Source organism: Salinisphaera sp. S4-8 (assembly GCF_040361235.1).
In the GTDB taxonomy this organism is placed as follows: Bacteria; Pseudomonadota; Gammaproteobacteria; order Nevskiales; family Salinisphaeraceae; genus Salinisphaera.
Map to the genome: position 1 here is coordinate 321726 of NZ_APNF01000002.1, position 23751 is coordinate 345476.

General features: G+C 63.2%; 19 protein-coding genes. 11 read left to right on the plus strand and 8 right to left on the minus strand.

All coding sequences use genetic code 11. The features are described from left to right. Positions 1–2: 2 nt before the first annotated feature. Both S4A8_RS04075 and corA read left to right on the plus strand, forming a co-directional pair. Positions 3–707 carry a double zinc ribbon domain-containing protein gene (locus S4A8_RS04075; protein WP_353219144.1) on the plus strand — a complete coding sequence of 235 codons (705 nt, stop codon included), beginning with the start codon at positions 3–5 and terminating at the stop codon, positions 705–707. Positions 708–779: 72 nt separating this feature from the next. Further along, positions 780–1898, plus strand: a complete 1119-nt coding sequence (gene corA / locus S4A8_RS04080; RefSeq protein WP_353176667.1) for a magnesium/cobalt transporter CorA — start codon at positions 780–782, stop codon at positions 1896–1898. 9 nt (positions 1899–1907) lie between these two features. Here corA and S4A8_RS04085 read toward each other — a convergent pair whose 3' ends face one another. The 7 genes from S4A8_RS04085 to S4A8_RS04115 form a co-directional block, all read right to left on the minus strand. Next, the gene (locus S4A8_RS04085; RefSeq protein WP_353219145.1) at positions 1908–3872 is read right to left on the minus strand and encodes a CASTOR/POLLUX-related putative ion channel; all 1965 of its coding nucleotides are present in this window, start codon (positions 3870–3872) and stop codon (positions 1908–1910) included. 604 nt (positions 3873–4476) lie between these two features. Next, positions 4477–6594 carry an ATP-dependent DNA helicase RecG gene (gene recG / locus S4A8_RS04090; protein ID WP_353219146.1) on the minus strand — a complete coding sequence of 706 codons (2118 nt, stop codon included), beginning with the start codon at positions 6592–6594 and terminating at the stop codon, positions 4477–4479. Beyond that, a complete protein-coding gene (locus S4A8_RS04095; RefSeq protein ID WP_353219147.1) occupies positions 6587–6982 on the minus strand; it encodes a RidA family protein in 396 nt (131 codons plus the stop codon). Before S4A8_RS04095 ends, recG begins: the two co-directional genes overlap by 8 nt. 86 nt (positions 6983–7068) lie before the next feature. Next, positions 7069–9231, minus strand: coding sequence for a RelA/SpoT family protein (locus tag S4A8_RS04100; protein ID WP_353176661.1), 2163 nt, complete (start codon positions 9229–9231; stop codon positions 7069–7071). A gap of 1125 nt (positions 9232–10356) precedes the next feature. Then, positions 10357–10674 (minus strand): DNA-directed RNA polymerase subunit omega, encoded by a 318-nt coding sequence (gene rpoZ, locus S4A8_RS04105; RefSeq protein ID WP_353176659.1) that lies wholly within the window; start codon positions 10672–10674, stop codon positions 10357–10359. Between the two features lie 77 nt (positions 10675–10751). Continuing rightward, a complete protein-coding gene (gene gmk, locus S4A8_RS04110) occupies positions 10752–11357 on the minus strand; it encodes a guanylate kinase (protein ID WP_353176658.1) in 606 nt (201 codons plus the stop codon). A 7-nt stretch (positions 11358–11364) separates the two neighbouring features. Continuing rightward, positions 11365–12228 carry a YicC/YloC family endoribonuclease gene (locus S4A8_RS04115; protein ID WP_353219148.1) on the minus strand — a complete coding sequence of 288 codons (864 nt, stop codon included), beginning with the start codon at positions 12226–12228 and terminating at the stop codon, positions 11365–11367. A gap of 134 nt (positions 12229–12362) precedes the next feature. Here S4A8_RS04115 and rph point away from each other — a divergent pair, with 134 nt between their 5' ends. The 9 genes from rph (at position 12363) to S4A8_RS04160 (ending at position 22004) form a co-directional block, all read left to right on the plus strand. Next, positions 12363–13085 carry a ribonuclease PH gene (gene rph, locus S4A8_RS04120; RefSeq protein ID WP_353176654.1) on the plus strand — a complete coding sequence of 241 codons (723 nt, stop codon included), beginning with the start codon at positions 12363–12365 and terminating at the stop codon, positions 13083–13085. A 6-nt stretch (positions 13086–13091) separates the two neighbouring features. After that, positions 13092–13709, plus strand: a complete 618-nt coding sequence (gene rdgB, locus S4A8_RS04125) for an RdgB/HAM1 family non-canonical purine NTP pyrophosphatase (RefSeq protein ID WP_353219149.1) — start codon at positions 13092–13094, stop codon at positions 13707–13709. Continuing rightward, positions 13693–14874 (plus strand): radical SAM family heme chaperone HemW, encoded by a 1182-nt coding sequence (gene hemW / locus S4A8_RS04130; protein WP_353219150.1) that lies wholly within the window; start codon positions 13693–13695, stop codon positions 14872–14874. The genes rdgB and hemW overlap by 17 nt, the downstream gene beginning before the upstream one ends. A gap of 14 nt (positions 14875–14888) precedes the next feature. After that, on the plus strand, positions 14889–15077 hold the full coding sequence (locus S4A8_RS04135; RefSeq protein ID WP_353219151.1) for a CPXCG motif-containing cysteine-rich protein: 189 nt from the start codon (positions 14889–14891) through the stop codon (positions 15075–15077). Positions 15078–15356: 279 nt separating this feature from the next. Then, entirely contained in the window at positions 15357–16628 is a 1272-nt protein-coding gene (locus S4A8_RS04140; protein WP_353176647.1) for a malic enzyme-like NAD(P)-binding protein, read from the plus strand. A gap of 37 nt (positions 16629–16665) precedes the next feature. Next, positions 16666–17958 carry a citrate synthase gene (locus S4A8_RS04145; RefSeq protein WP_353176646.1) on the plus strand — a complete coding sequence of 431 codons (1293 nt, stop codon included), beginning with the start codon at positions 16666–16668 and terminating at the stop codon, positions 17956–17958. A gap of 550 nt (positions 17959–18508) precedes the next feature. Beyond that, entirely contained in the window at positions 18509–19768 is a 1260-nt protein-coding gene (locus S4A8_RS04150) for a PqiA/YebS family transporter subunit (protein WP_353219152.1), read from the plus strand. After that, on the plus strand, positions 19765–21411 hold the full coding sequence (pqiB, locus tag S4A8_RS04155; RefSeq protein WP_353219153.1) for an intermembrane transport protein PqiB: 1647 nt from the start codon (positions 19765–19767) through the stop codon (positions 21409–21411). The genes S4A8_RS04150 and pqiB overlap by 4 nt, the downstream gene beginning before the upstream one ends. Beyond that, positions 21408–22004, plus strand: a complete 597-nt coding sequence (locus tag S4A8_RS04160; protein ID WP_353219154.1) for a PqiC family protein — start codon at positions 21408–21410, stop codon at positions 22002–22004. The genes pqiB and S4A8_RS04160 overlap by 4 nt, the downstream gene beginning before the upstream one ends. Before the next feature lie 290 nt (positions 22005–22294). Here S4A8_RS04160 and rho read toward each other — a convergent pair whose 3' ends face one another. Continuing rightward, the gene (rho, locus tag S4A8_RS04165; RefSeq protein ID WP_353179560.1) at positions 22295–23551 is read right to left on the minus strand and encodes a transcription termination factor Rho; all 1257 of its coding nucleotides are present in this window, start codon (positions 23549–23551) and stop codon (positions 22295–22297) included. Positions 23552–23751: the final 200 nt, after the last annotated feature.

The following is a 23751-nucleotide window of genomic DNA, read 5'->3' on the forward strand; positions in this document are numbered from 1 at the left end:
AAATGCCTTTCCTTTACAGGTGGTCAAAAACCGTACAAACACATCTGTTCGGCCCAGCCTGCGTGCTCTGTCATGGCACCGCACCGCTGACCCACGATCTGTGCGCCGACTGCCAGGCCGATCTGCCCTGGCTCGATGCCGCCTGTCACCACTGTGCATTGGCCATGCCGACGGCCGCGACCGAGCGCGTTTGCCGGGATTGTCGTCGCCGCCCGCTGGCCGAACAGGCGCTGGCCGCGCTGCACTACCGAGCGCCCGTAGACTGGCTGATCACGCGCTTGAAATTCAATGCCCGTATGCCCCATGCCCGTGTACTGGGAGATCTGCTGGCCGAGCGTATCGTCGCCAGCGATCTCGACCGGCCCGATTGGCTGGTACCGGTGCCGCTGCATGCGCGCAATTTGCGCGAGCGCGGTTTCAATCAGGCCGAACGCATCGCGCGTCGTATTGCCGGGCCGCTGGATACGCCCCTGGCCGTGCACGCCGTGCAACGCGGCCGCAACACACAGCGACAGAGCACGCTGGCCGCCAGCGCCCGTCGGGCCAATGTGCGCGATGCTTTTGTATGCCACCAGGATCTGACCGGTGCGCACGTGGCGATCGTCGATGACGTGGTCACCACGGGTCATACGGCGCGCGCGCTGGCGGCCTGTCTGCGGCGCGCCGGTGCACTACGAGTCGATCTCTATGCCGTCGCCCGGGCCTGAATGGCATGAATGGCTACCGTCAGTAACACGGGCGACTTGACGCCGGCGCGCGCGCATTGAACGCTTTGCGCCATGCTGCGTCATATCCGTATTCATCATCCCAAGCCGGGCACCCGCCCCGGCGCGCTCATCGAGCGCAAGCGCGATGTCGAAACGCCGGCACTGATCATTCATGCCCTGACCTTCGGTGGCCCGGACGGTGCCCGCGGGCATGTCGCGGACACGCTTGAAAACGCGCTCGCCCATCTCGAACCAACGGCTACGCTGCGCTGGCTGCATTTCGAAGGCGAACCCAGCACCACCGACCTGGCCCGCCTGGGCGAGGTATTCCATCTGCATCCGCTGGCGCTTGAAGACGTGCACAACCACGGCCAGCGCCCCAAGTTCGACCCGTATGCCGATCTGGTCTTCATCACCCTGGCGCTGCCCGTCACCCATGCCACGCCCACCCGTACGGATCTGGATGCGGCGCTGGAAATCCAGCAGATCAGCCTGTTCATCGGCGCCGGATTCGTACTGAGTTTTCATGCCGGTGGCCAGGATATCTTCGCGCCGATACGCGAACGCCTGTTAACCATGGGCGATACGATCGCCACCGCGCGTAGCCGTGCCCAGGCCGATCATCTGGGCTATGCCCTGGCCGACGTGGTGGTGGACAGCGGTTTTGCCGTGGTGGCCGACTACGACGAACGCCTGGAGCGTCTGGAAGACGAAATATTCGAAGCGCGTACCCATAACCTGATTAGCGTGATCCACGATCTGCGCTGCGCGCTGAGTACGTTGCGCAAGACACTGCGTGCTCAGCATGAAACCATTCAACGCTGGCTGGTCAGCGAACACGCCGTCGTGCATAGCGAAAACCGGCCCTATATCCGCGACATGGAGGATCATGCCCGGCGCGTGGTCGATCTGGCCGACAGCTATCACGACGCCACGGGCGCCCTGCTGGAAACCCATCTGTCGCTGGCCTCGATGCGCCTGAACGAGATCATGCGCATGCTCACGCTGATTGCGACGATCTTCATGCCGCTGTCGTTCATCGCCGGTCTGTATGGCATGAACTTCAACACCGCCAGCCCCTGGAACATGCCGGAACTGGGTTGGCGCTATGGCTATCCGATCGTACTCGGCGTAATGGGCGCGCTGGTGACGGTCATGCTCATTTTCTTTCGTCGCAAGCGCTGGCTATAGGGCCTGCCGTCAGCCGCTATCCGACACGCCGGCGACCGCTGCCGGCACGGCCAGCACGACCAATTCGTCGCCTGCCGCCAGGCGCAATGGCGCCTGCTTGTCGACGACATTGAGCTGCAGCCGTGGCTGGGCGCCATGCGGCGCACGCAGCACGCCCAGCAGGATCTCGTCTTCGCGTGCACGGGCGCGCCGCAGCGTATCGAAGCTGTCGTCGCTGGCCGTCATGACCAGCGTATGTGCGTCGCGAAAAACCACTTCTGCGCCGCCCGCACCGAACAGCTCTTCCATGACCCAGTGCAGTTCGCGACGCAGGGCCACCTGGGTGAGCAGGCTGGACTGAATCTGCGGCGAGATCAGACGTTCTACATGCGCGGCTTCGAACAGGGCCGCATTATCCGCCGACATCGTCTCCACCAGGGTGAACGGCGGGTTGTCGATGTGTTCGAACTGCTCGCTGAGCACCAGATAACCCATCACCATGCGTGCATCCGCGGCCTCGGCCGAGCCCAGCCAGTCACTGGCCAGCAGGATGATGTTGTCGTAATCGGCCAGCGCGAGGCGGGCAAGATCGTGATAGGAAGTGAAATCGCCTTCGATCTGGCGCACCGTGGCATGGGAAAACGCCACGCCCTGACGCGCCAGCAATGTTTCGCGTTCGCTGACCGGACGCAACGAGAACACATCAATGGTCACGCTTTCGCGTTGATAGGCTTCGAACTCGGCCAGCAAGGCGGGTAGCTTGCGGTTCCAGCCGAGTACGAGCACACGCCGGTGACCGCGGTGGCTGGCACGCTGTTGCCGTTGTAATGGCGAGGCCGTGACCACGGCTTCCGGCGCGCGCGTGGGCACGCAGTCTTCGTAACTGCGGGCAATGAACGCCAGCCGGTCGCCGGCGCGTATGTGCTCGTCATCGGTGCGATGCACGGGCACCAGCGCACCGTCGCGGGCGATGCCCAGCAATACCGCGCGCTCGAAACAACCAGCCACATCCACCAGCCGCTGATCGGCCAGGCTCGGGCATTCGCGTACGAAGATCTGCTCGTCGCTACCGTTGAGCAGCTCGCCGTAGACCCATGACAGCCCCCGATTACGCGCGTTCTGGGCCAGCAGCCGGGCCACGATACGCCCGGCGCCGATCAGTTCGGCTTCTCCCGCATAGGCCCGACGCGCGGTCGGCAGATGATTGGCATCGAAGATTTCGGCCACCAGCAACGGCAGTTGTTCCTCGGTGCTGCCGGTGGCGTTCATCAGCGTCTTGATCGTGGCCTCGTCGGTGGCGTTGTCGCCCTCGAACTCGCGCCCGGCCAGAATTACCGCGGCGGCATGGCCGAAATCCACCCGGCGCAGATGATCGGCCCGCAGTGGCGTACCCGAACGTAGGGTGATGTGGCGCGAGTTGTAGCGCCGGCCGAGGCGGTCCTTGAGTTCCTGTGCCATGGCGGTATTGACCCGCTCGGCCAGAATCACGATATGCAGACGCCCGCCGCCATGGCGATCGAGAAAACGCTTCACCCGCGCCTGCGAATACACCAGATCGCGGACCATGCCCGGGGTGCGACTGCTCCAGCCCAGAATGAGGATATGGTTGTTCTTGGCGATCGGCGTGTAGCCAGCTTCGAGTGTTTCGATGGTGTCGTCGAGCCATTGCGTCATGGTCGCGATCAGCGCGCCCACGAACAGCACGACACCCAGCACGGTTAACGTAGTGGAAACCGTGCGCAGCAACGTGCCCTCATCGTCGCCGAGATAGCCCGAATCGGTCAGCCGCAGAAACGCCCACCAGATCGCCGAACCCGGATCACCCTCTTCACCGGCCTGCCCGGCATGCGGCAGGTTGTAGACAAGCAGCCCGGCACTGACCGCGATCAGCACCATGGCACAGGCGATCACCAGCAGCCGTGAGAGCACGCCCCGCAGCATGAACTGTTCGAGCTGGAACTGAAGCAGATTGCGTAGACGTACGAGCAGTTTCACGCCGGGCTTTTCCCGTCTCGATATGGATGGAGTTCAGTAGCGGCTTCAGGCGCCGCGTGCCCGTGCGACAGCCTATCTGTCGCCTCGATTATGTATGAAACGCATTTGGCCGTGCTCAAGCAAGCAGTGTGGCCGGCACTGACCGCGAAAATACGCGAACAGCGCGGACGACAAAGCGCGCGAAATCCGGCCGCTCTGACGTTTGCGCCGCACTAATAGGTAGTCCGCAGGGGGTACCGATGTGGGTCGGCTTCGTTGTTTGACCTGCCCGGCGGCTGCGTTGTCCAAGAGGAACCACAGATTTCGCAGATGAGGAAGAGCGCCGGCGCGTGCGCCAGGCGACGACGAACGATCAAGATTTCCTGCCTTTGGTCTGTGTGATCTGCGTCGATCTGCGGACTGTTCCTTTTCGCCAGTACCACCCCAGCCACGGCGCCAACGCAGTCGATCGCCCACCCCACGCCAGCGCGATCAATCAATCGGCGTAATCTGTGGATCAGCGGTTTTTCGCGTATGGATGAAACGCAGCCGCCTTTTCTCAATCAAGCCGTTGCTTGCACGCGCCCGGCTGAATTTCATGCATCATCACTTCCGCCGCAGACTGTCAGACACCGGCATAGCCGCCGCGCCCGCCGGCCCAGCGCTCGATGAGCGTGGCCGCCTCGCGCGGGTGATAAGCCAGCACATCATCGGCCGCGGCCAGGGCCTTTTCCACCCAGACGCCGTCGCGTACCAGATCGGCGACACGAAAACTCGCCGCGCCGGTCTGGCGTGTGCCCAGCACCTCGCCCGGCCCGCGCAGTTCCAGATCGGCACGTGCGATGGCGAATCCGTCGCCGGTATTACGCAACACCGACAAACGCTTGCGCGCCGTTTCCGATAGCGGCGGCTGATAGAGCAGTACGCAATGGCTTTCTACCGAGCCGCGCCCCACGCGCCCGCGTAGCTGATGCAGCTGGGCCAGCCCGAGGCGTTCGGCATTCTCGATGATCATGAGCGAGGCATTGGGCACATCCACACCCACCTCGATCACGGTCGTAGCCACGAGCACATCGATCGCGCCCGCCTTGAAAGCCTGCATGGCCTTTTGCTTGGCCGCGGCCTTCATACGCCCGTGCGCCAGCGATACCTGCACACCCGGCAATGCGACGGACAGTGCCTCGGCCGCGGCTTCGGCCGCCTGCGCCTCGAGCTTGTCGGAAGCCTCGATGAGCGTACACACCCAGTAGACCTGTCGGCCGTCGGCGACCGCGCGGCCAATCCGTTCGACCACTTCATCGCGACGCGTATTGGGCACGGCGACGGTGACGACCGGCGTGCGCCCGGGCGGCAACTCGTCGATTACCGACGTATCCAGATCCGCATAGGCGCTCATCGCCAGGGTGCGCGGAATCGGCGTGGCGGTCATGATCAGCTGATGCGCGGTCAGTCCGCCGGCGGCGGCCTTGTTGCGCAGCGCCAGCCGCTGATCCACGCCAAAACGGTGTTGCTCGTCGATCACGCACAGGCCGAGCCGCCCGAAATCCAGCGACGCCTGAAACAGGGCATGGGTACCGACCACGGCCACCGGCTCGCCGTCGCGAATCGGCGCGAGCAGCGCATCGTCGCGCCGCCGTCGTCCGGTTACCAACAGCACCTTCACACCCAAAGGCTCCAGCCAGGCGGCCAGATTGGTGTAATGCTGTTCGGCCAGCAGTTCGGTGGGCGCCATGAAGGCGGCCTGCCAGCCGTTTTCTATCGCGGTGAGCACGGCTGCGGCCGCAACCACGGTCTTGCCCGAACCGACATCGCCCTGAATCAGGCGCAGCATGGGATGGGCCACCGCCATATCGGCGAGTATCTCGCCGATCACGCGCCGCTGGGCGTTAGTCGGCGAAAAGCCGAGCTGTTCGAACAACGGCGCCAGACCGCGCCCGGCATCGCCGAGCACCGGCGCACGTTCGGTCTTTACCTGGCGCCGTCGACTGCGCAAGCCAAGCTGATGGCCCAGCAATTCCTCGAAGGCCAGCCGGGTAACCGCGGGATGGCTGCCCTCGACAAGGGCGGCCAGATCCTCGCCCGGCGCCGGCCGATGAATACAGCGCAGCGCAGCCGCAACATCAATTTTTACGCCGGCCGCCGCCAGCTCCGCGCCCAGGTCGGCCGGTAGCGCATCCGGCCAGAAACCGGGCCGGTCGAGCAGATCCAGTGCCTGGCCGACCATATCGCGCAGGCGGTTCTGCGTGACCCCGGCCGTGGCCGGGTAGACCGCCCGCAACTCGGGGGTGAAATCGTGGCCGGCGTTCGCATCGTCGACGATCTGGTATTCCGGGTGCACGATCTCCAGGCCATAAACGCCGGCACGCGGCTCGCCAAATACGCGCAGCCATACCCCTGGCGCCAGCCGTGCCTGCTGAGCCGGGGCGAAATGAAAGAAACGCAGCCACAGCCGCGCCTGGCCATCGGTCGTACTCACCAGCAGGCTGCGCCGACGCCCGTGACGCACTTCGGCGGCTTCGATACGCACCACCGCGATCACCGGCGCGGCGTGGGGCATCATCTCGGCGACCGGCGTGACCCGGCTACGGTCTTCGTAGCGCAGCGGCCGGTGCAGCAGTACATCGGCGATACTGACAATGCCGAGTGTGGCGAGCTTGTCGGCCAGTTTCGGGCCGACCCCGCTCAAGCGCCGACAGGGGTCGCTGGCCGCCAGGCCTGGGGTCTTTCGGGCCTTGTCAGCCAAGCACGAGGATGGCATCGGCCTCTACGGCAGCGCCCTTGGGCAGCGCAGCGACGCCCATGGCCGCGCGTGCCGGATAGGGCTTGGCCAGCTTGCGTTCCATGACCGTATTCACGGCGCCGAAGTTGTCCATGTCGGTGAGGTAGATCGTGAACTTCACCACATGCGCGAACGTGCCACCCGCGGCGCGGGCCACGGCATCGATATTGTCGAAAACACGCTCGATCTGGGCTTCGATATCGCCCTCGACGAGCTCGCCGGTGGCCGGATCGAGCGGAATCTGACCGGAGATATATACAGTGTCGCCTGCCTGAACGGCCTGCGAATAGGCGCCGATGGCGCCGGGCGCCTCTTCGGTCTTGATGATCTGATGTGTGGCCGGTTGAATCATGAAATTGCGCCTGGTGGAAAACCCAAGACCGCATTGTCACACAGGCGCGCCCGAACGCCCCAGCCCCGGTTCGACCGTGCGCAGGCTCAGGCCCGTTCGACCCGCTCGACCGCGTTGATCCGCCTCAGCCTGCGGATGATATTGGCCAGATGGTGGCGATCGCGCACTTCGATGAGAAAACGGATGGTGATCAGTGCGCCACTGCTTTCCGGGAATACGATGTTCTGGATGTTCGAATCGGCATCGGCGAACTTGGCGGTCAATGTGGCCAGCAGCCCGCGCTTGTTCGATGCGGTCACGCGCAATTCGACATCGTATTCGCCGGTGACATTGTCGGCCCATGTAAGCTCGACGCGATCGGCCGAGGCCCCCTTGCGGGTGGAATAGGCACAGCCAAAGCGATGCACGACCAGCCCACGGCCAAGGCTGGCCTGGCCGTGGATGGCATCGCCCGGTACCGGATGACAGCATTTGGCGAACTCGACCACCAAGCCTTCCGTGCCCTCCACGGCCAGCGGCTTGGCCCGCCGGCCCTTGGCCACCGGCGCGTCACTGGCCAGAAAATGCCGGGCGACCAGCGGCGCCAGCCGCCGCCCCAATCCGATGGCGGCATACAGCGCCGGCAGGCTGGGTTCGTCCATTTCCGCCAGCCCGCGGTCGATATCCGAGCGCGACAGCCGTCGCAACGACAGCCCCAGATCGCCCAGCGCCTTGTCGAGCAGCCGCTCGCCGAGCCGCTGCGCCTTGTCTTCGCGCTGATTCTTCAGGAAGTTGCGTACGCCGGTACGCGCTTTCGCGGTCTTGAGAAAATGCAGCCACGCCGCGTTCGGGCGCGCGTGCTTGGCGGTGATGATCTCGACCGTCTGGCCCGATTGCAGCTGGCTGTTGAGCGGCGCGAGATGACCTTCGATACGGGCCGCGACACAGCGATGGCCGAGCTCGGTATGCACCGCATAGGCAAAATCGACACAGGTCGCGCCCTTCGCCAGACGGATGATCTGGCCCTTGGGCGTGAACACATAGACCTCGTCGGGAAACAGGTCCATGCGCAGATTGTCGACAAAGCGCAACGAATCGCGCTCGCCCTCATGCATTTCGGCCAGATGCGACAGCCATTCCTCGGCATCGAGATTGCCGAGCTTGCCGGCCTTTTCGCCGAGCTTGTACTGCCAGTGCGCCGCGATACCGGATTCGGCGATCTGATCCATTTCGCGGGTGCGAATCTGGACCTCGAACTTGATCCCGCCGCGCGCCATCACCGTCGTATGCAGCGACTGGTAACCGTTGAGCTTGGGGTTGGCGATGAAATCGTTGAACTGTTCGGTAATCGGCCGATAACGATGATGCACGATGCCCAGCGCGCGATAGCATTCGTCCACGGCGTCGACGATCACGCGCACGCCGTACAGATCGAACACATCCAGAAAACGCCGATGCTTTTCGCGCATCTTGCGATAGATGCTGTACAGATTCTTGCGCCGTCCCTTGACGATCGCGCCGATGCCTTCGGCGGCCAACGCGCGCGACAGGGTTTCCTCGATCTCGCGCAGCAGGCTGCGACGATCCCCGGTGACCGACTGGCTGGCCCGCCGCAAGACTTCGTAGCGGCGCGGGTACATATTCTTGAAGCCGAGTTCCTCGAGCTCCTGGCGCATGCTGTTGATACCCAGCCGCCGTGCGATCGGCGCATAGATTTCCAGCGTTTCGCGGGCAATCGAGGCGCGCTTTTTCGCGGTCATGCCCTCGAGGGTGCGCATGTTGTGCAGCCGATCGGCGAGCTTGACCAGAATCACGCGGATATCGCGCGTCATCGCCAGCATGAGCTTGCGGAAACTCTCGGCCGTGGCCTGTTCGCGGCTATGGAACTGGGCCTTGTCGAGCTTGCTGACGCCGTCGACCAGATCGGCCACTTCCTTGCCGAAGCGTTGTGCGACTTCCTCGCGCGCGGCGTCGGTATCCTCGATGACGTCGTGGAGAATGGCCGCGATCAGCGTGGTCGCATCCAGGCGCATCTCGGCCAGAATCCGCGCCACGGCCAGCGGATGGTAGATATACGGCTCGCCGGTCTTGCGAAACTGACCGCGGTGCTGGCGCTCGCCGAATTCATACGCCGCGCGCACGCGCGCGATTGCCGGCTCTGGGAGATAGCTTTCCAGATGTTCGGCCAGCGTATCGATACCGAACTCGCGCGAAATACGCGAAGTACGGATACGCGTTTGTAGCCGGTTGATACCGCTTGGCAATTCCATGCGCCAAGACTACTGCTAAAACGCCGTTTTGACGACTCGATATACGACGGGCCCTGCGCCGCAACCCTGGCCCCGGGCAAATCGACCCGCGCCGCGCGCTACCACCCCGCGTTTCGCGCACAGAACGAACCAAGGCCAACGCGACCGAGCCCGTCAAGCGCCCCCGCGCAGGCCGAGACAGGTCCGCAAATGAACGCGAAGACACGCGAACAGGACGAAAGACAAAAGCGCGAAAGCCGTTGCTCTGCTGTTCGTGCCTCACGCTGAAGGCAGTGCGCAGACGGAAACCGATGTGTGTAGGTTTCGGTGTTCGGCCTGTGCGGCGGCTCCGTTCTTCAAGAGGAACCGCAGATTTCGCAGATGAACAAGCGCGCATCCCAGGCGCAAGATGGCAGCGAACCGCCACGATCGCTCGTGTTGGATCTGTGCGATCTTCGTCGATCTGCGGAGCTTTCCATTTCGCACGGCTACCAAGACCGAGGCGCCAACGCAGTCGATCACCCAGCAAGGCCACACCAAGAATCTGCGTAATCGGCGCAATCTGCGGATAAACGCTTACTTGATTATGGATAAAACTCGGCTCGCGGGGCTCAAGCCGGCAGGTTGTCCGCCAATGAACGCGAAGACACGCGAATAAGACGAAAGACAAAAGCGCGCGAAAACCAGAAGCCCTGATGTCCGCGCCGTATCCTGAACGCAGCCAGCGGACGGGAACCGATGTGTGTAGTTCTCGGTGTTCGGTCTATGCGGTGGCTCCGTTCTTCAAGAGGAACCGCAGATTTCGCAGATTACACAGATGGATAAGCGCGCATTCCAGACGCTAGACGACAGCGAACGGCCACGATCGCTTTTCTTGGATCTGTGCGATCTGCGTTGATCTTCGTCGATCTGCGGAGCTTTCCATTTCGCACGGCCACCAAGACCGAGGCGCCAACGCAGTCGATCACCCAGCAAGGCCACACCAAGAATCTGCGCAATCTGCGTAATCTGCGGATAAACGCTGTTTCACTACGCATGAAACACGGCAGGCTTTGATCAAGCAACGGCCTGACTTTCCATATAAAAAAAGCCGCTGAAGACAGCGGCTTTTCGTCACGTTTGCCGGCAACGGCCGGCCACGTTGACTTATTCGTCGGCGTCGGCCGCGGGCTTGGCGGCTTTCTTTTCGCCTTCGGCTTCCAGTTCGTCTTCGCTGGGCTCGGCCGGCTGCGGCGCATCCATGCCAGTGCTCACCGGCGGCAGGTCCGGCTCGTCGAGAATCGCGATGGTGACTTCACCGGCCGCGATTTCGCGCAGCGCCATCACCGTAGGCTTGTCGTCTTCCCAGGGCAGACGGGCATTGGCGCCGCGGGCAAGCTGGCGCGCGCGCTTGGCCGCGATTGTGGCCAGCTCGAACTTGTTGTTGACGTGCTCAAGACAATCTTCGACGGTAACTCGGGCCATGACGATACTCTCGCAACGAGGGTGGCAAACCGCGCAGTATAACCATGCGCGCGCCGCCCGGCCAGCCCTGTGACGCGTTACCGCGTGTTTCGCCCGGGATCGGTGTCCCAGAAGATCTGTTCGAGCTTGTCGATGGCCTCGTCGAAGACGTCGTTAACCAGTTGATAGTCGTATTCGTCGGCGCGAGCGAGCTCGTCGTCGGCCTCGGCGAGCCGGCGCTGAATCTGGGCGTCGTCGTCGGAAGCGCGCGATCGCAGACGCCGCTCCAGTTCGTCTCGCGAGGGCGGGCGAATGAAGATGCTGACCACATTATCGGCGCGCTCACGTACCTGGCGTGCGCCCTGCCAGTCGATATCCAGCACCACGTCCTGGCCGTGGGCGAGCCAGCGCTCGGTTTCGGCGGCGGACGTGCCGTAGTAACGATCAAACACGCGCGCATGTTCTAAAAACGCGCCGGTGGCGATCATGGCTTCGAAATCGGGCACCGACACGAAGTGATAATCCTCGCCGTCGACCTCGCCCGGGCGGGCGTTTCGCGTGGTGTAGGACACCGAAAAACGCGCCTTGCGCCCGCGCGCGGCCAGTCGTTCGATCACGGCATGGGTCAGGCTCGTCTTGCCCGCGCCCGAAGGCGCGGAGATGACGTACAGCTGCCCGCGGCGTTGGCTTTGGCTATCGTTCACGCGCGCCCTACTCGATGTTCTGAACCTGTTCGCGCATCTGCTCGATGAGCACTTTCATCTCCACCGCATGGGCGGTCAACTGCGCGTCCTGCGATTTCGAACCCAGCGTGTTCGCCTCGCGGTTGAACTCCTGCATGAGAAAATCCAGCCGCCGGCCGATTGGCTCTTTCTTCTTGAGCGCTTTTTCCAGCGCGGCCACGTGACTGTGCAGACGATCGATTTCCTCGGCCACATCCATGCGCTGGGCGGTGACGATCAACTCCTGCTCCACCCGCGCCGGATCGGCCTCGGTGTCCAGCTCGGCCAGACGCGCACGCAGCTTGTCATGCCAGGCCGCGCGCGCCTGCGGCACCCGTTCGGCGGCAGCATCGGCGTGCTCGCGAATCTGGCGCGCGCGTTCGATGAGCATATCCGCCAGGCGGCTGCCTTCGTCCGCACGCATGGATTGCAACTGGGCAAGCGCCTCATCGAGGGCGGCGAGCGCCTCGCGCTGGATGGCGTCGGTATCGGGTTCGCGCTCGCGCTGCACACCGGGGTAAGTCAACAGACGCAATGCGTCCGGCGCGCGGCAATCAATGACCGTCGATCGCACCTGCGACAGGGCCTCGGCAAGCGCGGCCAGGCGTTGCTCGTCGATTTCGATGGTCTGGGTGTCATCGGTGGTCACGAGCTTGGCGCCGATATCCACCTTGCCACGCGAAACCACGCGCGAAACGGCTTCGCGGATCGCCGGCTCGAGCGCGCGCAGCGCGTCCGGCAGGCGCAGATGGATATCCAGATAGCGGTGGTTGACGCTGCGCAGTTCCCAGACGACCTCGCCCCAGTCTCCCTGGGCCTGGCTGCGTGCAAAACCGGTCATGCTCCGGGTCATGGGCTGTCCGTGGTCATCGTCGATACAAGCAAGCCGCGCAGTATCGCATAGGCGTGCCGGCTTACGGGCAAGAAACCACCCTGGCGCTGTTACACTGCGCGGCTGACTTTATTGACGACCAAAGGCAACGAATCTTGACCACGCGACCCAGCGGACGCGCTGCCGACCAATTGCGCGACGTACGCTTCGAACGCCATTTCACCAAACATGCCGCCGGCGCCGTGCTGGTGAGCTTTGGCGATACCAAAGTGATCTGTACGGCCAGCGTGGAAGAGCGCGTGCCGCCGTGGCTGCGCGGCCAGAACACCGGCTGGCTGACCGCCGAATACGGCATGCTGCCGGGCGCGACCGGCAGCCGCAATCAGCGCGAGGCCGCGCGTGGCAAGCAAGGCGGGCGCACGGTGGAAATCCAGCGCCTGATCGGGCGCAGCCTTCGCGCGGTGGTCGATATGAACGCTCTCGGCAGCCGTACGGTCACGATCGACTGCGACGTCATCCAGGCCGATGGCGGCACGCGTACGGCCTCGATTACCGGCGGCTATATCGCCCTCGTCGATGCGATGGATTCGCTGGTGGCTGCGGGCAAGCTCAAGACCAGCCCCATTCATGGCCAGATCGCGGCCGTGTCAGTGGGCATCTATAACGGCATGCCGGTGCTCGATCTCGACTATGCCGAGGATTCCCAGGCCGAAACCGATATGAACGTGGTCATGAACGAGGCCGGCGGCTTCGTCGAAATCCAGGGCACGGCCGAAGGCCATGCCTTTGCCCGCGGCGAGCTCGATGCCCTACTCGGCCATGCCGAGAAGGGCATTGGCGAGCTCATCGAAGCCCAGCGCGCGGCACGCACGGACTAGCCCGCCATGTCCGGATCGCCGCAACGTTGGGTATTGGCCTCGGGCAATGCCGGCAAGCTCGCCGAAATGCGCAGCCTGCTGGCCGTGCTCGACATCGAACTGGTCAGCCAAAGCGAATTCGACGTGCCCGATGCCGAGGAAACCGGTATCGCCTTCGTCGACAACGCACTGATCAAGGCCCGCCATGCGGCAGCCCACACCGGCCTGCCCGCGATCGCCGACGACTCCGGCCTGGCCGTGGATGCGCTCGACGGCGCGCCCGGCGTTCATTCGGCCCGCTATGCCGGCACCCACGGCGACGACGCCGCCAATAACGCCAAACTGGTGGCCGCCCTCGAAGGCCTCGCGCCGCACGAGCGTGGTGCGGCGTTTCATTGTTGTCTGGTGGCCACCCGGACCGCAGACGATCCGGTGCCGGTGATCGCCCATGGCGTGTGGCGCGGGCGCGTACTCGACGCGCCACGCGGCGATCACGGCTTCGGCTACGACCCGTTGTTCTGGGTCGAGGCAGACAACGCCAGCGCCGCCGAAATGGGGGCCGAACGCAAGAACGCGATCAGCCACCGCGCCCGCGCCATGCAACAGCTGGTCGAACAACTGCGCGGTCATGAGCGCGGCGGCTGAGCACGACACGCACGCGATCGCCCAGCGTGATGCCATCGCGCTATCGGTCTATGTGCATCTGCCCTGGTGTGTGCGCAAATGCCCTTACTGCGACTTCAATTCGCATCGCGCACCCGCACAACTGCCGGAAACCGCCTATATCGAGGCCCTGCTGGCCGACTGGCAACTGGCCGCGGCCGAGGAAACCCGTCCAATCGAGAGCGTGTTCTTCGGCGGCGGCACACCCAGTCTGTTCTCTGCGGCCGCGATCGGGCGGGTACTCGATGCCCTCGATGATCGCCTGGGCTTGAGCCGCGACTGCGAGATCACCCTCGAAGCCAACCCCGGCACCACCGAACACGCCCGCTTTGCCGATTTGCGTGCGGCCGGCGTCAACCGGTTGTCGCTGGGTATTCAAAGCCTGGACGACGACTGCCTGAGCGCACTCGGGCGTATCCACGGCTCGGGCGAAGCCCTGGCGGCCATTGACGACGCCCGCGCGGGCGGTTTCGAGGCGATCAATTGCGATCTGATGTTCGGCCTGCCCGGCCAGACGCTGGCCAAGGCGATGACCGATGTGGAAACCATCATCGATCGCGATCCGGGCCATATCTCCTATTACCAGCTCACGCTGGAGCCGAATACGCCCTTCTACCGCCAGCCACCGGCGTTGCCGGATGACGACTGCGCGGTAGAAATCTTCGAACAGGCCAGCGCCCGGCTCAGCGCGGCCGGCTATGCGCAATATGAAGTATCCGCCTGGGCCAAACCGCAGCGCGCATGTCGCCACAACGAGAACTATTGGCGTTTTGGCGACTATCTGGGGATCGGCGCGGGCGCCCATGGCAAGCGCACCCGCGCCGACGGGCACATCGAGCGCAGTGCCCGCCAGCGCTGGCCGACCGGCTACATGAGCGTGGCCGGCAAGCCGGCCTCGATCGCCGAAACCCGCGTGCTCGATGCACAGGATGCCCGCTTCGAATGTCTGCTCAATGGCCTGCGCCGACGCGCGGGTATTACACGCGAAGACTACGAACAACGCACGGGCCTCGACTGGTACGAACTGGGCGCGGCGCTGGCCGACCCGATCGACCGCAAGCTGGTATCTTTCGATGCTCGGTCGCTGCGGGCCACCGACCACGGCTGGCGTTTTCTGGACAGCATCCTGACCGAACTTCTGCCCTGAGGCCGAACAACCCGATGCTCGAAGAACACACCATTACCTGCCCCTACTGCGGCGAGCCGATCGTCGTGGTGGTGGACGGCTCGGCCGGCGATCAGCGCTATATCGAGGATTGCTTTGTGTGCTGCCAGCCGATCGATATCCAGGTCGCGCTCGACGCCGACGGCACGGTCGCATCGATTCAAGCCGACCAGGAAAACGGTTAGCGGCCCGGGCGCGCTGCCGCGTTCGATTGGATCTTCACGCGCGCACACAGCGCCTGGATGGCTGGCCGGCAGCCTCGAAAATGCCCGTATTCGACATTCGTCGCAGTCGATTTTTTATAAAAAATTTTTTTGACGGCAGTGATTTACGTACGCTGAACGACCGCGTCGCTAGTCGCACGGCAAGTGCGCCGGTATACTCGGGCATTCGTCGATCATTGCCTGGGCGCCGCATATCGCGCGCCAACGGGCTCCTTACGCTTCAACGCAAAGCCAAACTGCATGGCCGATTACTCGCGCAAACAGGAAGCTCTGGACTATCACGCAAAGCCCAAGCCGGGAAAACTTGCGATATCGGTCACCAAGCCTTTCACCACCTACGAAGAGCTGTCGCTGGCGTATACGCCGGGCGTGGCCGAACCGGTCAAGGCAATCCGTGACGATCCCGAGGCCGCCTTTCGCTATACCTCGAAGGGCAATCTGGTTGCCGTGATTTCCAACGGCACCGCGGTACTGGGCCTGGGCAACACCGGCGCGCTCGCCAGCAAGCCGGTCATGGAAGGCAAGGCGGTACTGTTCAAGAAGTTCGCCGACGTGAATGTCTTCGATATCGAAGTCAACGCCGATAACCCGAAGGATTTCATCGATACCGTCGAGCGTATCGCACCCACGTTTGGTGGCATCAATCTCGAAGATATCGCCGCACCGCACTGTTTCGAAATCGAAAACACGCTGATCGAGCGACTCGATATTCCCGTGTTCCACGACGACCAGCATGGCACCGCGATCATCGTCGCCGCCGGGCTGATCAACGCGCTGGAACTGCAGGGCAAGAAGCTGGCCGATGCCAAGATCGTGTGCATGGGCGCAGGCGCGGCGGGCGTCGCTTCGATGAACCTGCTGCTGGAAATGGGCGCCAAGCTGGACAACGTGTTCATGTGCGATCGCAAGGGCGTGATCCATTCCGAGCGCGACGACCTGTCCGAGCAGAAAGCCCAGTTCGCCACCAAGACCGATCTGCGCAGCGTCGACGACGCCATGAAACAGGCCGATGTGTTCGTTGGCCTGTCCGGCCCCGGCACGGTTTCGGCCGAACAGATCGGCATGATGCCGGCCAAGCCGGTGGTGTTCGCGTTGTCGAACCCCACGCCCGAGATCACGCCGGAAGAAGCCAAGGGCGTGCGCGACGATCTGATCATGGCCACCGGGCGTAGTGATTACCCGAACCAGGTCAATAACGTACTGGGCTTTCCATATATCTTTCGCGGCGCGCTGGATGTGCGCGCACGCCGAATCAACATGACCATGTGCGTGGCCGCGGCACGGGCGATGGGCGAACTCGCCCGCCAGCCGGTGCCCAACAGCGTACTCGAAGCCCACAGCCAGGATTCGATGTCGTTCGGCCCGGAGTACATCATTCCGAGCCCGTTCGATCCGCGCCTGATCGATTTCATTCCGCCCGCCGTGGCACAGGCCGCTATCGCCACCGGCGTTGCGCGCACCGACTATCCTTCGCATTATCCGCAGCCGGTCGTCGAGCCCGATCAGGGCTGATACGACTTCGAGGCGGACAAAACCCGGGAGATCGCAGATGAGTCAACCCTTCAAGATCAGCAATCCGCAGGACGACAGCAGCACCGAACTGCCGGTCGTCGAGGGTACCCTCGGCACACCCGGTGTGGACGTGCGTGGCCTGAACACCAAACAGGGCGTATTCACCTACGACCCGGCGTTCACAGCCACCTGTAGCTGCAAGTCCGATATCACCTTCATCGACGGTGAGAACGGCATCCTCATGTATCGCGGCTACTCCGTGCAGGAGCTGGCCGAGAAATCGAGCTATCTCGAAGTCTGTTATCTGCTGCTCAACGGCGAACTGCCCGATGCCACACAGATGGAAGACTTCCGCCACGCGATCACGCATCACACGATGCTCAACGAATCGCTGGTGAAGTTCTATGATGGCTTCCACTACGATGCCCACCCGATGGCTATCCTGACCGGCATCGTTGGTTCACTGTCGGCCTTCTATCACGACACCACCGATATTCGCGATCCCGAGCATCGCGCGATCTTCGCCCATCGCATGATCGCCAAGATGCCCACGATCGCGGCGGCTGCCTACAAGCATTCCATCGGCCAACCCAAGATCGGGCCGAAGAATCATCTGGACTACGCGGCCAACTTCCTGCGCATGTGCTTTGCCGTGCCGGCCGAAGAATACGAAGTGGACCCGGTCGCCGCCAAGGCGCTGGATGTGCTGTTCATTCTGCACGCGGACCACGAGCAGAACGCCTCGACCTCGACCGTGCGTATGGCCGGCTCCACCGGCGCCAACCCCTATGCGGCGATCTCCTCGGGCATTGCGGCCCTGTGGGGACCGGCACACGGCGGCGCCAACGAAGCCGTGCTGAACATGCTTGGCCAGATCGGCGATGTATCGCAGGTACCCAAGTATCTGGAAAAGGCCAAGGACAAGAACGACCCGTTCCGTCTGATGGGCTTTGGCCATCGTGTGTACAAGAACTTCGATCCGCGTGCCAAGATCATTCGCGGCTACTGCCACGAGATCCTCGAGCACTACGGCATGCAGAACAACAAGCTCTTCGAGCTGGCCCTCGAACTCGAGCGCATCGCCCTCGAAGACGACTACTTCGTCGAGCGCAAGCTGTATCCGAACGTGGATTTCTATTCCGGCATCATCTATCAGGCGCTGGGCATTCCGATCAACATGTTCACGCCGATGTTCGCGATCGCGCGCACCGTCGGCTGGGCCGCGCACTGGTCGGAAATGATGGCCGATCCGGGCATGCGTATCGCACGTCCGCGCCAAGTCTACACCGGCTACCAGCTGCGCGACTATGTCGATATCGACAACCGCTGATCGACAGCGGTATTGCGATTGAAAAAAAGCGGGCTTCGGCCCGCTTTTTTTGTGGGTATCGCAACGCCAAGGACGCGGCCAATGCAAACTGCGGCGCAACCTGCGCTCATCGTTGAAAAGTCTCGTCCGCGAATGAACGCAAATAAACGCGAATGAGGCGAAAAGGCAGAGCGACTCAAAGCGGGCGATCGGCGCTTCATACCTTTTGCTGAACTTTGTACCTACGCAAGATAATGCATGCTTTCATACGCACAGTCGCCCGCACACTGCGACTTTCTACACCCACGCCACAAGGCTCGAGGCGTTTGCTCGCCTTCGATATTCGCGCGTATTGGCGTTCATTCGCGGACCTGAACCGGCCATAAGTGCCGGCGACTGCCGCATAGCCGTCTGTCTCGACTCGTGCTCGGCTGTCGATGCCCTGCCCGCGAGCCGGACTTGTTCGCGTATATTTGCCCTGACTCGCGGAGCTGCCTGGGTAGCACACCCGCACGACTGTCCAACCCCGACCGGCGCATCCAACCATGGATAAAAACCCTATCTTGACCGCATGAATTCGCGCCGCGCGCTACCGCAAACAATCGCCGTATGCAGCGAATGCGACTGGGTAATGCGCGTACCGCCGCGCGCGCCGGGCGAAGCCGCGCAATGTGTGCGGTGCGGCCATCACGTCGCACCACCGGCCCAGGCCGACCATCAACGCCCGTTGGCCTGGGCACTGGCCGCGCTGATCATGCTCGCGCTGGTCTTCGCCTTCGACTTTCTGAGTTTTTCCACCCGCGGCGTGACCCACACGATGAGCTTTCTGGATGCCGCAGGGGCGATGGCCGGCCATGACTATCCAAGCCTGGGCCTGTTGCTGCTGTGTACCACCGTCGCCCTGCCGGGGCTCTATCTGCTCGCGGTCGTGTTTCTTTGCCTCCAGGCCATCAGAGGTAGCGCGGGTAATGCCACCCGCCTGCTCGCCCGCCAGTTGCGCCCGCTCGAACCCTGGATGATGGCCGACGTATTTATCGTCGGTGTACTGGTCAGCCTGATCAAGATCGTCACGCTCGCCGATATCGCCATCGGCCCGTCGTTCGCGGTGTTCTGCGTGTATGCGGTATTGCTGCTGCGCTGCTTCACGCTCGTCGATTGGCCCTCGCTATGGCGGGATCTGGCCCCGGATGCTGTCGAGCCCCCCAGCCTGCAACCCGGGCGAACCGGCGCCAGTCAGGGCGCGGTCGTGTGTCGCGGCTGCGACATGATGTTTCGCCCGCGCGAAGGCGAACGCTGCCCTCGTTGTGGGCGGCGTAGCGTGGCCCACGCCGCCGACCGGTTGCAGCTGACCTGGGCGCTGCTGGTTACGGCCGTGATCCTGTATATTCCGGCCAATATCTATCCGATCATGTCGACGACCAGTCTGGGTTCGACCGATCCACAGACGATTATCGGCGGCGTACTGCATCTGGTGCATACCGGCTCCTGGCCGATCGCGGCCGTGATCTTCATCGCGAGCATCGTGGTGCCGATCAGCAAGATCATCGCACTGGCCTGGCTGTGCCTGGCTGCCCGTCATGGATACCACCACGATTCGCGCGCGCAGATGCGCCTGTATCGCATCACCGAAAAAATCGGCCGCTGGTCGATGATCGATGTGTTCGTGGTCGCCGTGCTGGTCGCGCTGGTGCGCGCGGGCGCGCTGATGGCAATCGAACCCGGCCCGGCGGCGCTATGTTTCGCGGCGGTCGTGATCATTACCATGGTCGCAGCGCTGACCTTCGACACGCGCCGGCTGTGGGGCGAGACTTTCGAAACGGAAACACCATGACCGATGATCCGAACACCGCCGTGACGCACGACGCACGGCGCCGGCGTATCTCGCCGGTCTGGCTGATCCCCGTGGGCGCGGCGCTCATCGGCCTGTGGCTGATCTACCAGAACGTCATGTCGCGCGGCCCGGAAATCACCCTGGCCCTGGATACCGCCGAGGGTCTCGAAGCCGGCAAGACGCTGGTCAAGGTCCGTAGCGTCGAGGTCGGGCATCTGGAATCGGTGCGCCTGGCCGACGATTACGAAGGCGCGGTCGCCACCGTACAGATGAACCCGGATACCGCCGATCTGCTGGTGGCCGACAGCCGCTTCTGGGTGGTCAAACCCAGGGTGGGCCGTCAGGGCATCAGCGGGCTGGGCACGATTCTTTCCGGTGCTTATATCCAGCTGCAACCGGGTAATGCAGACACCTCGCAACGCCGCTTCAAGGTCCAGGATACGCCGCCGGCGACGTCCTCTGACGAACCCGGGGTTTCCGTACGCCTGACCAACGATGGCGACAACTCGCTGGCGGTGGGCGATCCGATCATCTATCAGGGCCAGACGGTGGGCCAGATCGAGGCCAGTGAGTTCTCACTCGAGAAAAAGCGGATGGAATACCGCGTCTTCGTACGCGACCCCTATGCCGAGTTGATTACCGATACCACCCAGTTCTGGCTGCGGTCGGGCATCGATTTTCATCTCGGCTCGGACGGCGTGGACGTACAGACCGGCTCCCTGCAGAGCATCCTGGCCGGCGGCGTGACCTTCGGCCGCGCCAATGGCGTCGATGCCGGCGAAAAAGCCAGCGATGGCCAGGCGTTCAAGCTCTATGCCACGCGCAGCGCGGCCAACCAGGATCGTTTCGATCGCAAGATCCGCTACGTGATCCTGCTCGACGACTCGGTGCGCGGACTCAACCCCGGCGCGCCGGTGGAGTATCGGGGCCTGCGTATCGGCACGGTCGTGGAAGTGCCCTTCTTCCGAGATGACTTCAATTACGACCAGCTCTCCGATTTCAAGATCCCGGTGCTCATCGCAATCGAGCCCCAGCGCCCTGCCAACAGCTGGACCCAGTGGAGCGATGCCCAGTGGCGCGAGAAAACCCGTCGCTTCTTCGCCAATGGCCTGCGCGCGACAATCAAGTCGGGCAATCTGCTCACCGGCTCGACCTTCATCGACGTCCACTTCGAGGACAAGACGAGCGACTATACGCCCACCACCATCGGCGCCTATGACGTCTTTCCGAGCGTGCCCAGCAGCATTACCAGTATCCAGAGCCAACTTTCCGACCTGATGGACAAGCTCAACGCGATCGATATCCGTCCGATCGCCAACGATCTCCGACACACGCTGGAAACCTCCAACGCCACGCTCGACGAACTGCATCGCGCGACCCGCAATATCAACCGGTTGCTGGAGTCGAAAGACACGCGTGAACTGCCGCGTACGCTGCGTGTCACCCTCGGCGAACTGCAGCAGACGCTCGACGGTTTCCAGCAGGGCGCGCCCGCCTACGGCGAGTTCAGCCGCTCGCTCGACCGGCTCAACCGCGTACTCGATGATGTCGCGCCGCTGGCGCGCACCCTGCACGACCGACCCAACGCCCTCATTTTCGGCCGTCCCGACGACGGCGATCCCATGCCAAAGGCCGCCCGATGACCATGCGCTATCTCACCTGGCTTGTCGCGACTGCCCTGCTCGCCGGCTGTGCCGGCAGCGCCTCGGCGCCCTCCCTGTACGTGCTCGACAGCGCGCCCGCAGCGCGACTGCCGGTATCGCCTGCAGCCTCGCAGGCGCAGCTGGTCGTCGCCCCGGTCGAGATCGCGCCGATCCTCGACGAGCGCGGCATCGTCTATCAAACAGCCCCGCATCGGGTGGTGATCGCCAACCACAATCGCTGGGCCGCGCCGCTCGACAGCCAGCTGCGCGATGCGCTGATCGCCAACCTCGGCGCGGCGTTGCCGGGCGTGACGGTTGTGCGCCGCGCCCAGGCCGGTCAGGCGTCGACGATGACATTGCATACCCGCGTGGACCGCTTCATGGGCCATTACGACGGGCAGGCCCGTATTGCCGGCACCTGGCGATTGGCCGGCGCTAACGACGAAACACTCATCGAGCGGCGCTTCAACCGGGACGTTGCGCTGGAAGAAGACGGCTACGACGCGCTGGTCGACAGCCTGGCCGCAGGTTGGCAGGACAGCGCCGAGGCGCTGGCTGACGATATCGCGCATACCGTGAGGCCATCGCCCTGAACGACAGCAACCCGTCGCGCAACGCGTACGGGCTGACATCTCGTCTGTTGTCAGTCACGCGGCCGGTTATACATGCGACTCAGGCGCCGGCGCCTAACTAGCCATCTTGCTTGTGCAGGTGAACGCGAAGACGCGCCCATAAAACAAAAAAACAAAACGGTGGCGGGACGATTGATTCCTGCTGACCGAGGCTCTCGTTATCTTTATGCGCCGATGCCGTCGTCAACCAACCGGGGCAAATAAAAAGCGGGCCGCAGCCCGCTTTTTAACATGCGAGTCGAATCTGAAGGCTAGCGCTTCATGGATTCGAAGAACTGGGCGTTGGTCTTGGTCTGCTTCATGCGGTCGATGAGCAGCTCCATGGCCGCCAGATCGTCCATACCGTGGAGAAGCTTACGCAGTACCCACATCCGCTGGAGCTCGTCCTGCGGTACCAGTTTCTCTTCGCGGCGTGTACCGGAGCGATTGACGTGGATGGCCGGGTAAATACGCTTCTCGGCAATGCGGCGGTCCATATGGACTTCCATATTGCCGGTGCCCTTGAACTCTTCGTAGATGACCTCGTCCATCTTGGAGCCGGTCTCGATGAGCGCGGTCGCCAGAATGGTCAGGCTGCCCCCCTCTTCGACGTTGCGCGCGGCACCGAAGAAGCGCTTGGGCTTTTGCAGCGCATTGGCATCCACACCACCGGTAAGCACCTTGCCCGACGACGGCGCGGTGGTGTTGTAGGCACGGGCCAGACGGGTGAGCGAGTCGAGCAGAATCACCACGTCTTTCTTGTGCTCGACCAGGCGCTTGGCCTTTTCGATCACCATGTCGGCGACCTGCACATGGCGCGAGGCGGGTTCGTCGAACGTCGAGGAGACGACTTCACCGCGCACGCTGCGTTCCATCTCGGTGACTTCCTCGGGCCGCTCGTCGATGAGCAGCACGATCAGATGACACTCGGGATAGTTATGCGCGATCGACTGGGCGATGTTCTGCATCATCATCGTCTTGCCGGCCTTGGGCGGCGAAACGATCAGCCCGCGCTGACCCTTGCCGAACGGGGCGACCAGATCGATGGTGCGGGCGGTGATGTCCTCGGTGGAACCATTGCCCAGTTCCATCACCAGCCGTTCGGTCGGAAACAGCGGGGTGAGGTTCTCAAACAGGACCTTGCCCTTCGACTTCTCCGGCGGATCGCCGTTGATCTCGTCGACCTTGAGCAGGGCGAAATAGCGCTCGGACTCTTTCGGCGGGCGAATGCGGCCAGAGATGTTATCGCCGGTGCGCAACGAAAAACGCCGGATCTGACTGGGCGAGACATAGATATCGTCCGGCCCGGCCATGTAGGACGACTCGTTCGAGCGCAGAAAGCCGAAACCGTCGGAGAGAATCTCCAGCACACCGTCGCCGTAGATACGCTCGCCCGATTTCGCATGCCCCTTGAGCATGGCGAAGATCAGATCCTGCTTGCGCATGCGCGAGATGTTTTCGAGCTGCATCTCCTGCGCCATGTCCATGAGCTCGGAGGCGGTCTTCTGCTTGAGCTCGGACAGGTTCAGGATCGGCCCGTCGCCGGCGACCCCGGCATAGGCTTCGAACTCGGCCTCGTCGATATCCTCGTTGGGCGGGTTGTTGCCGCCCTTGTTCGGCCCACCGCCCTTGCCGCGGTTGTTGCCGTTGTTGTTGCGAGGCTTGTTGGGCCCATTCGGATTCTTGCGACGACGGCCACGGCGGTTGTTGTTGCCGCCATTGCCATTAT